Annotated in this window: 14 protein-coding genes and 1 pseudogene; 8 read left to right on the plus strand and 7 right to left on the minus strand. The window is 67.2% G+C overall.

Annotated elements, in window-relative coordinates; genetic code table 11:
• The first annotated feature begins 3 nt into the window (after positions 1 to 3).
• Both putA and AC16JP_RS07510 read left to right on the plus strand, forming a co-directional pair.
• The gene (gene putA, locus AC16JP_RS07505) at positions 4 to 3,624 is read left to right on the plus strand and encodes a bifunctional proline dehydrogenase/L-glutamate gamma-semialdehyde dehydrogenase PutA (RefSeq protein ID WP_484339987.1); all 3,621 of its coding nucleotides are present in this window, start codon (positions 4 to 6) and stop codon (positions 3,622 to 3,624) included.
• Positions 3,625 to 3,682: 58 nt separating this feature from the next.
• Positions 3,683 to 4,633 (plus strand): formylglycine-generating enzyme family protein, encoded by a 951-nt coding sequence (locus AC16JP_RS07510; RefSeq protein ID WP_484339988.1) that lies wholly within the window; start codon positions 3,683 to 3,685, stop codon positions 4,631 to 4,633.
• Between the two features lie 7 nt (positions 4,634 to 4,640).
• Here the strand turns inward: AC16JP_RS07510 and AC16JP_RS07515 are convergent, their stop codons facing one another.
• The 6 genes from AC16JP_RS07515 to AC16JP_RS07540 all read right to left on the minus strand — a co-directional run bounded on the left by AC16JP_RS07515 (position 4,641) and on the right by AC16JP_RS07540 (position 11,174).
• Positions 4,641 to 6,548 carry a M61 family metallopeptidase gene (locus AC16JP_RS07515; RefSeq protein ID WP_484339989.1) on the minus strand — a complete coding sequence of 636 codons (1,908 nt, stop codon included), beginning with the start codon at positions 6,546 to 6,548 and terminating at the stop codon, positions 4,641 to 4,643.
• A 58-nt stretch (positions 6,549 to 6,606) separates the two neighbouring features.
• Positions 6,607 to 8,001, minus strand: coding sequence for an L-serine ammonia-lyase (locus tag AC16JP_RS07520; protein WP_484339990.1), 1,395 nt, complete (start codon positions 7,999 to 8,001; stop codon positions 6,607 to 6,609).
• 96 nt (positions 8,002 to 8,097) lie between these two features.
• Positions 8,098 to 8,661, minus strand: a complete 564-nt coding sequence (locus tag AC16JP_RS07525) for a nucleotidyltransferase family protein (RefSeq protein WP_484339991.1) — start codon at positions 8,659 to 8,661, stop codon at positions 8,098 to 8,100.
• Entirely contained in the window at positions 8,654 to 9,658 is a 1,005-nt protein-coding gene (locus tag AC16JP_RS07530; protein WP_484339992.1) for a molybdopterin-binding domain-containing protein, read from the minus strand. The genes AC16JP_RS07525 and AC16JP_RS07530 overlap by 8 nt, the downstream gene beginning before the upstream one ends.
• 2 nt (positions 9,659 to 9,660) lie before the next feature.
• Positions 9,661 to 10,581, minus strand: coding sequence for an XdhC family protein (locus tag AC16JP_RS07535; RefSeq protein ID WP_484339993.1), 921 nt, complete (start codon positions 10,579 to 10,581; stop codon positions 9,661 to 9,663).
• Complete coding sequence (locus AC16JP_RS07540; RefSeq protein WP_484339994.1) at positions 10,581 to 11,174, minus strand: SRPBCC family protein; 594 nt, start codon at positions 11,172 to 11,174, stop codon at positions 10,581 to 10,583. Before AC16JP_RS07540 ends, AC16JP_RS07535 begins: the two co-directional genes overlap by 1 nt.
• Positions 11,175 to 11,375: 201 nt before the next feature.
• Between AC16JP_RS07540 and AC16JP_RS07545 the strand changes: the two genes are divergently transcribed.
• The 5 genes and pseudogenes from AC16JP_RS07545 to AC16JP_RS07565 all read left to right on the plus strand — a co-directional run.
• Positions 11,376 to 11,924, plus strand: coding sequence for a cold-shock protein (locus AC16JP_RS07545; protein WP_484339995.1), 549 nt, complete (start codon positions 11,376 to 11,378; stop codon positions 11,922 to 11,924).
• Positions 11,884 to 12,408, plus strand: a complete 525-nt coding sequence (locus AC16JP_RS07550) for a DUF192 domain-containing protein (protein WP_484339996.1) — start codon at positions 11,884 to 11,886, stop codon at positions 12,406 to 12,408. The genes AC16JP_RS07545 and AC16JP_RS07550 overlap by 41 nt, the downstream gene beginning before the upstream one ends.
• 48 nt (positions 12,409 to 12,456) lie before the next feature.
• Entirely contained in the window at positions 12,457 to 12,834 is a 378-nt protein-coding gene (locus AC16JP_RS07555) for an NADH:ubiquinone oxidoreductase subunit NDUFA12 (RefSeq protein WP_484339997.1), read from the plus strand.
• 7 nt (positions 12,835 to 12,841) lie between these two features.
• Positions 12,842 to 13,327: an outer membrane lipid asymmetry maintenance protein MlaD gene (gene mlaD / locus AC16JP_RS07560; protein WP_484339998.1), complete on the plus strand. Its 486-nt coding sequence runs from the start codon at positions 12,842 to 12,844 to the stop codon at positions 13,325 to 13,327.
• 10 nt (positions 13,328 to 13,337) lie between these two features.
• Positions 13,338 to 13,703: pseudogene (locus tag AC16JP_RS07565) on the plus strand (DUF2155 domain-containing protein); the annotation flags it as partial.
• Between the two features lie 35 nt (positions 13,704 to 13,738).
• On the opposite strand, the gene aat reads toward AC16JP_RS07565, so the two are convergent.
• A complete protein-coding gene (aat, locus tag AC16JP_RS07570; protein WP_484340003.1) occupies positions 13,739 to 14,566 on the minus strand; it encodes a leucyl/phenylalanyl-tRNA--protein transferase in 828 nt (275 codons plus the stop codon).
• A gap of 144 nt (positions 14,567 to 14,710) precedes the next feature.
• Between aat and AC16JP_RS07575 the strand changes: the two genes are divergently transcribed.
• Positions 14,711 to 15,144: trypsin-like peptidase domain-containing protein (locus tag AC16JP_RS07575; RefSeq protein WP_484339999.1), on the plus strand; the 434-nt coding region annotated here is incomplete at its 3' end.

The raw sequence follows: 15,144 nt of genomic DNA on the forward strand, positions 1-15,144 counted from the left end.
GCCATGACCAGCCCCTTCGATTTCAGCGCGTTCGCGCCCGCCGTCGCAGCGCCCACCACCCTCAGGCAGGCGATCACCGCCGCTTATCGCCGCCCCGAGCCGGAGTGCGTGCCGCCGCTGATCGAAGCCGCCTCGCTGCCGCCGGAAACGAAGGCGGCCGTGGCCGCAACGGCGCGCGCGCTCGTCGAAGGACTGCGCCGCGACGGGCAGGTCAGCGGCGTTGCCGCGCTGGTGCAGGAATTTTCGTTGTCGAGCCGCGAAGGAGTCGCGCTGATGTGCCTTGCCGAAGCGTTGCTGCGGGTGCCCGATGCAGCAACCCGCGATGCCCTCATCCGCGACAAGGTGGCCCCCGGCGACTGGATGGCCCATGTCGGCGGCGATCGTTCGCTGTTCGTGAACGCCGCCACATGGGGGCTGGTCGTGACCGGCAGGCTTACCTCCAGCGTCAGCGAGGACGGGCTGGGAGCTGCGCTGACACGCGTCGTCAACCGCTTCGGCGAGCCGGTGATCCGCAAGGGCGTCGAGCTGGCGATGCGGATGATGGGCGAACAGTTCGTCACCGGCGAAACCATCGACGAGGCGCTGCAACGCGCCCGCGAACTGGAAGCGCAGGGCTTCAGCTATTCCTATGATATGCTGGGCGAAGCGGCGATGACCGCCGCCGACGCCGCCCGCTACAACCGCGACTATGAAACCGCGATCCACGCCATCGGCCGCGCCTCGGCCGGCAAGAGCGTCGTCGCCGGGCCGGGCATTTCGATCAAGCTGTCGGCGCTGCACCCGCGCTATGCCCGCGCCAAGGCCGACCGGGTGATGGGCGAACTGCTGCCGACAGTGAAGAAGCTGGCGCTGCTGGCCCGCAGCTATGACATCGGCCTGAACATCGACGCCGAGGAAGCCGATCGGCTGGAACTGTCGCTCGACCTGCTGGAAAGCCTCGCCCTCGACCCCGAGCTTGGCGGCTGGAGCGGGCTGGGCTTCGTGGTGCAGGCCTATGGCAAGCGCTGCCCGTTCGTGATCGATCATGTGGTCGATCTGGCCCGCCGGTCGGGCAGGCGGATCATGGTGCGCCTGGTGAAGGGGGCCTATTGGGATTCCGAAATCAAGCGCGCGCAACTGGACGGGCTGCCGGGCTTCCCGGTCTATACCCGCAAACTTCATACCGACATCGCCTATATCGCCTGCGCGCGGAAGCTGCTGGCGGCGCGGGCGCATGTCTATCCGCAGTTCGCCACCCACAACGCGCAGACACTGGCGACGGTGTTCCACATGGCCGGCCCCGACTTCACAGCCGGAGACTATGAGTTCCAGTGCCTGCACGGCATGGGCGAACCGCTGTATCGGCAGGTGGTGGGCGACAAGGGCCTTGGCCGGCCGTGCCGGATCTACGCGCCGGTTGGAACGCACGAGACGCTGCTTGCCTATCTGGTGCGCCGCCTGCTGGAAAATGGCGCCAACTCGTCGTTCGTGAACCGGATCGCCGACGAGGCGGTCGCAGTCGAGGAACTGATCGCAGACCCGGTCGACATCGCACGGGCGATGCCGGTTGCAGGCGCCCCGCACGACCAGATCGCGCTGCCCGCCAACCTGCTGGACCACCGGCGTAATTCGCGCGGCCTCGACCTGAGCGACGAAGGCGTTCTGGCGGCAACGTCGGATGCGCTGCGGACAAGCCTTTCGCAGCAATGGACTGCGGGCGAAGGCAAAGGCCCTGCCCGCGACGTGCTGAACCCGGCCGACCACCGCGACGTGGCCGGCCGCGTGACCGACGCCAGCGAGGAGGAAGCCGCACGCGCGGTGGAAACTGCGGCTGCCAGCGCATGGGCCGAGGTGCCGGTCGGCCAGCGCGCCGCCATGCTGGAACGCGCCGCCGACCTGATGGACGAGCGCATGCCCGAGCTTTTGGGCCTGATCATGCGCGAAGCCGGAAAGTCGCTGCCGAACGCGATCGGCGAGGTGCGCGAAGCGGTAGACTTCCTGCGCTATTACGCGGTGGAGGGCCGCAGCCGCCTGACCGCGCAGCACAGCGCCGTCGGGCCGGTTGCAGCGATTTCGCCGTGGAACTTCCCGCTGGCGATCTTCACCGGGCAGGTGGCGGCGGCGCTGATGGGCGGCAACCCGGTGCTGGCAAAGCCCGCCGAGGAAACGCCGCTGATCGCCGCCCAGGCCGTGGCCCTGCTGCACGAAGCGGGCGTTCCGGCCGACGCCTTGCAACTGGTTGCCGGAGACGGGCGCATCGGCGCCGCGCTCGTTGGTCATGCGAAAACCGCCGGCGTGCTGTTCACCGGCTCGACCGAGGTGGCGCAGATCATCCAGCGGACGCTTGCCGCGCGCCTTTCGGTCGAAGGCAGGGCGATCCCGCTGATCGCCGAAACCGGCGGCCAGAACGCCATGATCGTCGACACTTCGGCGCTGACCGAGCAGGTGGTCGCCGATGTGCTTGCCTCGGCCTTCGACAGCGCCGGGCAACGCTGCTCGGCGCTGCGGCTGCTGTGCCTGCAGGAAGAAGCCGCCGACCGGACGCTGGCAATGCTGAAGGGCGGTCTGGCGGAACTGTCGGTCGGCCCGACGGACAGGATCAGCACCGACATCGGTCCCGTCATCAGTCAGCCCGCACAAGCCGGCATCGAAGCGCACATCGCGCAGATGGCGGCAGGCGGCGCCCGCATCACCCGGCTGCCACTGGGGCCGGAAACCGCCAATGGCACCTTCGTCGCGCCCACCATCATCGAGATCGACAGCGTCGCCCAACTGGGCCGCGAGGTGTTCGGGCCGGTGCTGCACGTGCTGCGCTACAAGCGCGACGATCTGCGCACACTGATCGCCGGCATCAACGCGACCGGCTATGGCCTGACCTTCGGCGTCGAGACGCGCCTCGATGAAACCGTCGCCGAGGTGACGGCCGAAGTCCATGCCGGAAACATCTACGTCAACCGCAACATCATCGGCGCGGTGGTCGGCGTCCAGCCGTTCGGCGGACAGGGTCTGTCGGGCACCGGGCCGAAGGCTGGCGGGCCGCTCTATCTGGGGCGGCTGGTGAACGGGCCTGCGTTCACCGTCGATGATGCGCGCGCGCCCGATCCGGTGCTGGCCGAGTTCATCCGTTGGCTCGACCGTGCAGGTGAAAGCCGCGCTGCCGCGTCGGCGCGTGCGGCCGCCGCGCAATCCTCGCTCGGCGCCGACCTGCTGCTTCCAGGCCCGGTCGGCGAGGACAACCGCTATCAGGTAAAGCCGCGCGGCACGATCCTGCTGCGCGCAACGACGCGCGCCGGGCTGTTCAATGCAATTGCCGCAATCCTGGCAACCGGCAACGACGCAGCGCTGGATCTGGGGCCTGATTTGCAGGACGCAACCTCGGGCCTGCCGGAAGCTGTGGCCGCACGCCTTGCAGGCGGTATGGCCGCACTTGCGGGCGCGCTGATCGAAGGCGATGGCGCCGACACCAGCGCAAGGCTTGCCGAACTGGCGGCAAGGCAGGGGCCGCTGGTGCCGGTGCAGGTGGAAACGCCTGCTCGGCTGGCGGCAGGGCTTGGCTGGCGGCTCGACTGGCTGGTGCATGAAGTGTCCACCTCGACCAACACCACCGCGTCGGGCGGCAACGCCACGCTGATGGCGATCGCCTGACCGGACTGGCCTGACTAAGACTGGACAGTCGCCGCCATTGACGCCAGACCGGCGCTCGATGGCGGCCGACGAACCACGCAGCGCAAAACCCATGCCGGACATGGTGCCGCTTCCGGGTGGCCGGTTCCGCATGGGTTCGGACCGACACTACCCCGAGGAAGCACCCGCCCACGAGGCTGTCGTCGGCCCGTTCCGGATCGATCGCACGCTGGTCACCAATCGCCGGTTCGCGGCGTTCGTAATGGCAACCAGCTACCTGACCGTCGCCGAAATCGCTCCCGATCCGGCCGACTATCCGGGCGCGCCCTCGGAACTGCTGGTGCCGGGCAGTCTGGTATTCACACCGACCACGGGGCCGGTTCGCCTCGACGACTGGAACCAGTGGTGGCGCTGGGTGCCCGGCGCCGACTGGCGCCACCCGACCGGTCCCGACAGCAGCCTCGACGGATTGTGGGATCACCCGGTGGTGCAGGTGGCCGCCGCCGATGCCGAAGCCTATGCCGCATGGGCCGGGCGGCGCCTTCCGACCGAGGCCGAATGGGAATATGCCGCGCGCGGCGGCGGCGCCGACAGCGAATTCGCCTGGGGCAGCGATCTGGAACCCGGCGGCCGGCATATGGCCAATGTCTGGCAGGGCGCATTCCCGCACGGCAACAGCGCCGCCGACGGGTTCGTCCGCACATCGCCCGTCGGCCATTACCCGGCGAACGGGTTCGGCCTGCTGGATATGATCGGCAATGTCTGGGAATGGACGGCCGACTGGTATGCCGACCGCCACAGCATCGCCGCCGATGGCTGCTGCGGCGGGCACGGCGGCCCGAAAATCCGCGCCGAAGAAAGCCACGACCCGGCGATGCCCGACATCCCGATTCCGCGCCGGGTGCTGAAGGGCGGCTCGCACCTGTGTTCGCCGCTTTACTGCCGGAGGTATCGCCCGGCGGCCCGCCACCCGCAGGCCGTCGACAGCGCCACCAGCCATATCGGCTTCCGGTGCGCTGCCGACGCCTGACTTCAGATCATAGCGGGGCCAGCAGGCGATCGAGTCCGGTTTCGCCTTCGACCGTCTTCTCGAAGCGCGGATAGCGCGGCCCGCCGTGGTAATCGATGGTGACGGTCTGGTAGCGTTCCTCGTCGCGGATGAACAGCGTCAGCGGTTCCTTGCCGGTCTTTGCTGCCGCAAGCAGTTCGTTCAGCCGCGCCTCGGAATAGGCCTCGCCGTTCACTGCCAGCAGCCGGTGCCCGACTGTCAGCCCCGCCTTGAACGCCGGGCTGTTCCAGATCACCGCACCCAGCTTTCCTTCGCTGCCGACCGAAAAGCCCAGCGAATAGGTGAAGTCGGCGGTCTTGCGGGCCTGCATCGCCTTCCTGAAGGCCGAGGTTGGCGTATCGGTATAGATCAGCCGGTAGCCGCTGTTGGTGAAGCCGGCGAGCGGCGCATGGTCGCCCGTCTTGTCTAGCCGCTGCAGCAGCAGGGTTTGCCAGTCGTAGGGCTGGATCTTGTTCAGTGTCGCGACGACATCCTCGAAGCGATATGTCACCTGCCCGAAATCGCCGTCGCGCAGGCCGAAGAAGGCGCGGGCGAAGTCGTTGATCGATTTCGTGCCCTTCGATTCCCGGCGCAGGATGGAATCGACTTCCAGCCACACCAGCAGGCCCTCGTTGTAATAATCCTCCGAGCGCTGCCAGCTCAGCCAGCCCTTGGGCCGCCGCTGCGACAGGATCGGATCATTGGTGGTGTCGGCAAGCGGGCGCCACTGCCTTGCAGGTGCGGTATCGAGCGAGGCGGCGATCATCGCCAGTTGATCGAGCGTGTCCTGCCTGGAAACCAGCCCCGAGCGCGCCTGCAGAACATAGCCCCAGAACTGGGTCTGCCCTTCATAGACCCACAGCAGCGATCCGCGCATCGGCGTGTGGAAGTCCGGCGTCCAGAGGTCGGCGCCACGGCGGAACTTGCCGTTCCAGCTATGGGTGAACTCATGCGGGAGCAGATTGCGGGCGGAAGGCGTTTCATCCCATTTGGTGAAATAGCCGGGCCGAACGCCGTTTTCCGAACTGCGATGATGTTCGAGGCCGATCCCGCCCATGATCGACGAGATCGACAGCAGGAAATGGTAATTGTCATATTGTTGCGTGCCGAACAGCTTGATCGCCTGATCGGCGAGCCGCTTGTGCGCCTCCACCTGTTCGGGCTTTGCCTGCAGTTCGTTCGGACTGTCGGCAACCACGTCCAGGAAAACCCGTGGCGAAAGCTGCCATTGCTGCGAATACCGCCCGGCCATCACCGGAGAATCCGCCAGAACCTCGTAATTGGTGGTTTCATAGACCTGCTCGTCGCCGACCTTCTTTGAAGGAAGGCCCGAATAGGCGGTCCAGCCGACGGGGTAGCGCACGGTCGCTGCAACCGGAATCTGCCGGGTGAAGTAGCCGGCGGGATAGAGGCTCATGGAAATGAACTGCAACCGCAGCATATCGGGTGCGGTGACGATGCCGCCCTGGTTCGCGGCCGTCGCCGACAGGAACTGGAACGAAGCGTCGATCGACCGCGCGCCGGCGGGCACCTCGACATGATAGGCATAGACTTCAACCGGATCGCGCTTCCATGAAAGCGTACGGCCATCGGCCGTGAACCTGAGACCCGCAACCTTGTCGATCGCGCCGGACGGCGAATGGTGCCCCGGCAGCCACTTCGGGAACAGCAGCGTCACGGTGCCGGTGCTTTGCACCGGGATCTGCTGGCGCACTTCGAAGATGCCGCGCTGCACGTCGGTCGCGTCGATCTTCAGCTTCATGGTGCCGGGGTAGGGCACATCGCGCGACGCCTCGATCGGCGGCGGCAGCGGGTCGGGTGCGGGCCTCGAATTTTCCGCCAGAGCAGGTGCACAGACAATGGGAAGAGCGAACAGAAACAAAGCCGGGCGGAACATCAAAACTCCTTGCGACAACCACGGAAAACAAGCCCATGGCCGCCCGGACGCCGCCGCGTCAACACTCGACGACGTTGACGGCAAGCCCCCCCTGGCTGGTTTCCTTGTACTTCAGCTTCATGTCCTCGCCGGTCTGGCGCATCGTTTCGATCACCGAATCCAGGCTTACGATATGCCGTCCGTCGCCGTGCATCGCCAGCCACGCGGCGTTGATCGCCTTCACCGCGCCCATGGTGTTGCGTTCGATGCAGGGGATCTGCACCAGCCCGCCGATCGGATCGCAGGTCAGGCCGAGGTTGTGCTCCATGCCGATTTCGGCGGCGTTTTCGGCCTGCGCGTTCGTGCCGCCGAGTGCCGCCACCAGCCCGCCCGCCGCCATCGAACAGGCGACGCCGACTTCGCCCTGACAGCCCATTTCCGCAGCCGAGATCGACGCCCGCTTCTTGTACAGCATGCCGATCGCGGCGGCAGTCTTCAGCAGCCGGTGGCTTCCGGCGGCATCGGCGCCGTGCACGAAGCTTTCATAATATTGCAGCACCGCCGGGATGATGCCGGCAGCGCCGTTGGTGGGGGCGGTCACCACCCGCCCGCCGGCTGCATTCTCTTCGTTGACGGCAAGCGCCCACAGACTGACCCATTCGAACACATGGCCTGAATCGACGCGCGGCCCGCGCGCTGCCAGACGGTCGCGCATGTGCTTTGCCCGGCGCTCTACCCGCAAGCCGCCCGGCAATATGCCGTCGCGCGTGCAACCGCGCTCGATCGAGGCGAGCATCGCCCGGCGGACATCGGCCAGAAAGGCATCGGTCTGTGCAGGTTCGCGCAGGTCCGCCTCGTTCGCGTCGACGAGTTCGGCTATCGACAGGCCGGCCGCCGCCGCCAGGTCGAGCATGTTCTGCGCCGATGTGAACGGATAGGGTGGCTGGTGGTTCAGACGGGCCGGCTCGCCACCTTCCCGCCGGATCGCCCCGCCGCCGACCGAATAGTAGATGCGCTCCAGCGGTTCCCCGTCGGCAAAGGTGGCGACGAAGCGCATGCCGTTCGGGTGCGCGCGCAGAAACTGCCGCCGGAACAGGATGTCGCGGTCTGGTCGGAACGCGATTCGCACCCGCCCATCGAGGTTGATCCGGCCTTCGGTTTCAATGCCCGCCAGCAGCGCCTCGACCTGGTCGGGATCGATACCTTCAGGTGTTTCGCCGGCAAGGCCCAGCACCACCGCGCGGTCGGTATGGTGGCCACGCCCCGTAAGCGACAGCGATCCGAACAGTTCTGCCGAGACATGGTGCGGCACCCGCCCGCAATCGATCGCTTCGCCGGCGAAGGTGCGCGCCGCCCGCATCGGCCCGACCGTATGCGAACTGGAGGGGCCAATGCCGATGGTATAAAGTTCGGTCAGGCTGACGACGCAGGAACTGCTGGCGGGCGCGGTGCTGGCTTTCTGCTGGCCGGACATGATTCTCCCCTCGGCGCTGCCGGGCAAGTGACTACAGCGACTTGATAGCAGCATCGGCGGGATTGCCACAGGGCCGCAGGCACGATGGCCATTGCTTCAGGCCAGATCTTCGGGCCGGTCGAAGTCCTGCAGGATGGCTGCGTCGTCCACGTCGATCTGCCGGACGCCCAGATCATCAAGCAAAGCGCGCGCGCCGCGATCGCCGTGCAGCACCTGCAATCGCGGCCACAAGGAACGGTGAAAACCACAAGGGTTGCCGCGTTGGCCGCCAAAGCACGGCACCACGCAGGGCGCGCCTTCGGCAAGTGCTGCTGCAAGCAGTGCAAGCGTTTCTGCCGCCACGAACGGCATGTCGGCCAGCAGCACCAGCACCGCGCCCCAATCGGCAGGCGCGGCGCGCAGCCCGGCCTTCAGGCTTTCGGCCATGCCCTGCCCGTGCTGCGCCGCATGAACGTGCAGCACATCGCCCGCCGCCTGCATAACCTGCCCGGCATGCGCCCCCGTCACCACCAGCGGCTCAAGGCCCGCCGCACAGGCCGCCGCCAGCACATGCGCGATCATCGGACGGCCCGCCACTTCGATTGCAGGCTTTGGCGCACCCATGCGGCGGGCGCTTCCTGCCGCCAGCACCAGTGCGCCGATCTTCAGCGGTTCAGCCACCGGAGCTTCCGCTCCAGCTCCAGGGCACGGGGCGGCCGGATTCTTCGAGCAGGCCGCCAACCCCCATCCGGGCGACGATGTCGGGCGACAGCGCAACGCCCGCCGCCCAGCGTTCCAGCACGAGGTCGAGACCGTTCCGGCGCGGGCTGCGGGCGCAGCCGGGAAGCCCGATCACCAGCGCATCGCGCAACCGCCCCAGCAGCAGCAGGTTGCCGGGATCGACCGGCATGCCAACCCGCCACACCTCGCCGCCAGCCGCCTCGATCGCCTGCGGGATCACATCGCGGCGATCAACCGTCGCGGCAGCGCCCGCGATCAGGATCAGCGGCGCGGTTTGCACCCCAAGCAGCGCGGCAAGCGGCTGGATCGCGTGCGGCACCGGCGGCAGTGGCTGCAACACATGGCCGAAACGCGCCATGCGGTCCGATGTGATGGCCGCCGTCTTTTCGAACAATGTGCCGGCGGCATCGCCACTGCCGGTCTGCACCAGAACCGGTGGCGCCGTCCTGCGCCAGGGGGCGATCCAGATCGGCGCCATCGCCGGCAGGTTCAGCGCCTGCATCTCGGCCCCGGTCAGTGCGAAGGGCACGATCTTGACCGTCGCCAGCAGATCGCCGGCCGCAACCGGCGTGTGCGGCGGCAAGGTCGAGATGGCGACCGCATCGCACGCAGCATTTGCCGCATGCACCGACTGCGGATCGAACAACAGCAGCCCGGCATGGCCGGCGCGCAGGTGCACGCGCCCCATCACCGGTGCTTCCGCTTCGACGCCGTCGCCTGCCATGCGCGCGCCGATGGCGGCGGCAGCATCGGCTTCGGGGGTGTCTGCCGGGTCGAGGCGGACCACCCAGATCCGGCTGATGCCGGCTGCCGCTGCACGCGCGCAGAGTTCGGGCGTAACCTTGCTGCCCTTCGGATGGCGCTGGCCGCCAAGCAGCAGCGAATGCGCCAGAATCGCGCCCCCGGCTTCGGCCAATGACAGTTCGGCGAAGATCATGGCTAGGGCCTGCGCCGCCAGGCAGCGATCATTTCAGCGGCCACGCTAAGCGCGATTTCGGCCGGGTTCGCTGCGCCGATGTCCAGCCCGGCCGGGCCGTGGATGCGGGCGAGTTGTGCATCGCTGAAGCCGCGCGCGGCAAGACGTTCAAGCCGCGCGGCGTGGGTGCGGCGGCTGCCCAACGCGGCAACATAATAGGCCGGTGTCGCAAGCGCGACGGCAAGCGCCGCATCATCGAGCTTGGGGTCGTGCGTCAGGCAGACGACTGCACTTGCGGCATCCGGGTGCCAGTCGCCCAATGCTTCGTCGGGCCAACGGTCGTCCACCTCGAATCCGGCAAAGCGCGGCCCGGCAGCAAACGCGCCGCGCGGATCGACGATCCGGACTTCGTGGCCAAGCGTCGTGGCGATCGGCGCCAGCGCCTGCGAAATATGCACCGCGCCCACCAGCATCAGCCTGAGCGGCGGGTCGAACCGGTGCACGAAATCGCCCTCGGCCCCTTCTGCCGTGCGGCCGGTGGCAAAGTCGGCGGCGATGCTGAACGTCTGCCCGTCGGCACGCGCCTGCGCCAGCCGTGCAAGCAGCGCCGGTGGAAAACCGGTATCATCGACCGCCTGCACCAGGATCGAAATCTCTCCGCCGCAGGCGAGGCCGACTTCCCATGCCCGTTCGCTCGCCACACCGAATGTCAGCAGTTCGCCGCCGCCCCGTGCGATCCGCTGCATCGCGGCCTCGATCACCGCGCCCTCGACACAACCGCCCGAGACCGAGCCTTCGAACAATCCATCGTCGCGGACCAGCAGCAGACTTCCCGTCCGCCGGGGGGCCGATCCCCATGTGCGAACGACCGTTGCCAGCGCCAGCCGATGCCCCGCTGCCTGCCACTGCGAAGCCAGCCCGAGGATCCGGCCGAGGTCGTCCATCAGCGGCTACCAAGCAGCCAGGCTGTCGTCAGGGCAACCAGCAGCACCAGCGCGCCGATCCAGATCCATGGCGCGATGCCCGGCGCCTGCGCGGCGGATGGGTCTGCGCCTGCAACCGCCGCCGTCCCGGATGCTTGCGTCGCGGCAGGCTCGCCTTCCACCTCGGCGCGGAACGCCTCGAAGAACTGGTCAGCGTAGCCGCGCGCCGCGCCTTCCACCAGCCGTGCGCCAAGCTGCGCAAGCTTTCCGCCCACCTGCGACTGCACCGCATAGGATAGCAACGTGTCTTCCGGCCCACGGTCGATCAGATGCACGTCGGCCGACCCGCGCACAAAGCCCGCGACGCCGCCCTTCCCCTCTCCGGACAGGACGTAATGATGCGGCGGATCAACTTCCTTCAGCTCGACGGTGCCGGTGAACCGCGCCTTCACCGGACCCACCTTCACGTTCATCACACCGGAAAACCGGTTGTCGCCATCGGCTTCCAGACGCTCCACCCCTTCGATGCAGCGCGCCAGCACCGCCGGGTCGTTCAGCGCCGACCAGACCTGCTGCCGCGACGAACGGATGCCGATTTCACCCTTCAGTTCCATGTTCCGGGGCACCCTTATTACGATAGTGTAAAAAAGTTCACCTTGCACCTGCGTGTGTCTGTGTTAGCCTTTTGTCTGAGGACGGAAAAGCACAACAACTAAATTACTGATTACGCGACAAGAAGGTTGACTGACACGCAAATGCGCCAAGTAACAAGCGACATGGATAGCCTGCCGAATGCGCAAGTTTCGAATGCCGGCATGCCGGACTGCCCCTCGCAGACGGATGAAATCCTGCGCGGACGGGTGAAATGGTTTGATGTGTCCAAGGGCTATGGCTTCGTCATTCCCGACGATGGCAGCAGCGACGTGCTGATCCACTATAACCTGCTCGCTCCGATCGGGCGGAAGTCGCTGCCGGAAGGCGCGACGCTCAGGCTTTCGGTCCGCCACGGCGCGCGCGGACGGCAGGGCGCGACCATCCTCGACCTCGACCTGTCCTCCGCAACCGGCCCCGACCATGACCGCCTGCCCCCGCCACGCGGGGGGCACCACCAGAACCCGCTGGACTTTCTGGAACAGGCAGGTGATTTCGAACCCGTTCAGGTGCGCTGGTTCAATCGCACCCGTGGGTATGGCTTCCTGCTGAGAAACGACGGTGTCACGCAGATCTTCATTCACATGGAAACCGTTCGCCGTGGTGGCCTTGAAGGGCTGCATCCGGGCGAATTTCTTGCAGCCCGCGTGCACGACGGGCCGCGCGGCGCGCTTGCAGTCGACATCCGCCCGGAACCCGCGGCCCGCGATTAGCCTGCCGATCGCGATTAGCCTGGCGCTGCTGGCTGTTGCCGGTGCTGCACCATGGATTCCGGCGCCAGCGGCGGCAGCGGTCGTCGCCGGAAAGCCGCAGACCGGGCTGAAGGTGATGCCGCTCTCCATCTCCACGGCCGATGGCCGGACGCACCGCTACCAGATCGAAGTGGCGGCAACGGGCGCGCAACAGGCACACGGCATGATGTTCCGCACCGCGATGGCGCCGAACAGCGGCATGATCTTCCCCATGCATCCGCCGCGCACCGCCAGCTTCTGGATGGAAAACACGCTGATTCCGCTGGATCTGCTGTTCATCGGCGCCGACGGCCGCATCCGCAACATCATCGCCGAGGCGACGCCGAAATCGCAGGCTATGCTGAACTCGCTGGGTCCGGTCGCGGCCGTTCTTGAACTGAAGGGCGGCGAAGCAGCGCGAATCGGCGCAAAGCCCGGCGACCGGGTGGTGTGGGGGCCGCAATGACGGGCTTCCCCCTTCCGGCCCGCGCGCAAATGCTCTAGGGGCGCTGTCATGGGCTTCAATCTCTTTACCTGGTGGACGGGCAGCACCTTCGGCACCTGGCTGAAAACGCGCCTGCGGGGCACCGAAGTCGGCCGCGACGCCGCCGGCAACACCTACTACGAGGAACAATCCTCGGGCCGGCGCTGGGTGATCTACGCAGAAGACAATGATTCCAGCCGCGTGCCGCCGGAATGGCACCTCTGGCTGCACAAGACCCGGCAGGCGCCGCCAACCGATTCCCCGCTGGAGGTGCAGTCGTGGGAAAAGCCGTGGCGCCCCAACCCCACGGGAAGCGCCCGCGCCGAACTGCCGCAGGGCGCACTGGCGGCCGGCGGCAAGCGTGCACCGGCCGCCGCCGATTACCGGCCCTGGTCGCCCGGCCAATAGGCAGGCGATGCAACAGCTTCTGAAGGAACATGTCGCCGAGGCGCTGACGGGGATCGCGGTTTTGGCCGTCGCCGGATGGTTCCTTGCCTTCGCCCTGTCGCGCACAGGCAGCAGCGGCACCGATCATTATGCGCTGAAGGCGCGCTTCCCCAACGTCGGCGGCATTTCTGTCGGCTCGGATGTGCGCGTCTCGGGCATGAAGGTCGGCTCGGTGACGGCGCAGAAGCTCGACCCTGCAAGTTTTCAGGCGATCGTCACGCTGACGGTGGATTCGGCCGTGCGTTTGCCGCTCGACAGTTCGGCTGCGATCACGTCGGAAGGCCTGCTTGGCGGCAGCTATATCGCCCTCGTCCCCGGCGGCGATACCGAACAGCTTGCCCCCGGCGACGAGATCACCGACACTCAGGGCGCGACCGACCTGATGGGTCTTATCGGGTCCGTCATCAACCGTAGCGGCGGCGATGCGGCGCAGCCGGCGGCCGCAGCACAATGAAGTCGGCCGAATGAAACTGGCGCACCGGGGGCGGCTGACGCCCCTCGTTGCCCTGCTGCTGGCCGCGCCGCTGTGCGCGCAGACTGTTGCGCAGACTGCGCCAAAGCCCGCTCTGCCCGAAGCGGTGGGAAACCAGCCGGTTGCCGTGCTCGGCTTCCTCGACAAGCGGCTCGGCACTTCGACCTTCGTTACGCTGAAGCCCGGCCAGAATTTCCGTTTTGGCCGCCTGTCGGGCATTTTGCGGACTTGCGACAAGACGGCGCCCTACGAACGGCCACAGTCCGCCGCGTTCGTGCAGGTGGTCGAGCATGTGCAGCCTGTGGGCCAGAAAAAGCCTCTGCCGCCCAAGCTGGTTTTTTCCGGCTGGCTGTTCGCAGAATCGCCGTCGCTGAACAGCTTCACCCACCCGGTCTATGATGTCTGGCTGAGGAGCTGCACGATCAAGTTCCCCGATGGTCCGACAGCGCCCGCAAAACGCCCTGCGCCCGCCGCCACGACCGGGGAAGCGAAGCCGGCAGCGCCTTCGCCGACGCCGGAAAATGCGCCCGCCGAAAAGCAACCGGCACCCCCGCCCGAGGGCTGATCGCCACCCGCCGCGATGCGGTCGAGGCTACCCCAATGCGCTTCATGCCTGACTGCCTGCACCAGCCGATCGTTGTAGGCGGCGCGCGGAATCTCGATGCAGCCGAACTGCGCCAGATGCGCGGTCAGGAACTGGGTGTCCAGCAGGCGGAACCCGCCCACCTTCAGCCGTGCCGCCAGATGCGCGAGCGCAGCCTTCGAGGCATCGGTCGCGCGGCTGAACATGCTTTCGCCAAAAAACGCAGCGCCGATCCGCACCCCGTAAAGACCGCCCACCAGCCGGCCTCTTGTATCCCATGTCTCGATGCTGTGGGCGTGGCCCTGTTCGTGCAGGCGCAGATAGGCGTCGTGGATGCTGCCGTTGATCCAGCTTTCTTCGCGCCCCGGCGCCGGATCGGCGCAGGCCTGCAGCACCCGCTCGAAGGCAGTGTCGCGGCTGTGCCGGAACCGTTCGTGGCGCAGCACTTTCGCCAGCGAGCGCGGCAGATGGAACTGGTCCAGCGGCAGCACCCCGCGCACCTGCGGTTCGACCCAGAAAATATCGTCGGCGTCGCGGGCATCCGCCATCGGGAACAGCCCGGCCGCATAGGCTCGTAGCAACAGGTCTGTATCGAGCCTTTGATGCAAATTCCGCCTTTCCGCCGCTGCGTCGCGCATTTTCCGGCGGTCGACGGCCATTGTCAAAGCCAAGCGCGTTCAGCGACGCTTCAGCGGGAAACTGGCTTTTTCTCGCCGGGTCTTGTCAGATCGGCGGCAACGCACGATCTCGGGCGCGGTTATCGCAGGAGGAACAGGCAGTCGATGAAAGCCAAGGGAGCAGCGCTGCTGGCAGCAGGCGTCGTGGGTGGTGTGGCACTGGCGCTGTCGATCAACCAGCGGATCGGCACCGGCACGGCAGCGGCGCAGGATGTCGCCGAAGCGGCGCGGCAGGCCAGCCCCGAACCGGCGCGCGTGCTGCCGACCAGCGCCGGGCAGATCAACCTGTCGTTCGCGCCCGTCGCCAAAGCGGTGCAGCCGGCGGTCGTCAACATCTTTACCGCGCGCGTGGTGCGCCAGCGCCAGCAGATGAGCCCGTTCTTTTCCGTGTTCGACAGCCAGCCGAGGGTTGAAAATGCGCTCGGGTCGGGCGTCATCGTCGACGGCAAGGGGCTGGTCATCACCAACAACCATGTCGTCGCCGGGGCCGATCAGATCCTCGTCGCGCTGGCCGACCGGCGCGAATATCCGGCCAAGCT

Source organism: Sandaracinobacteroides sp., from assembly GCF_057137845.1.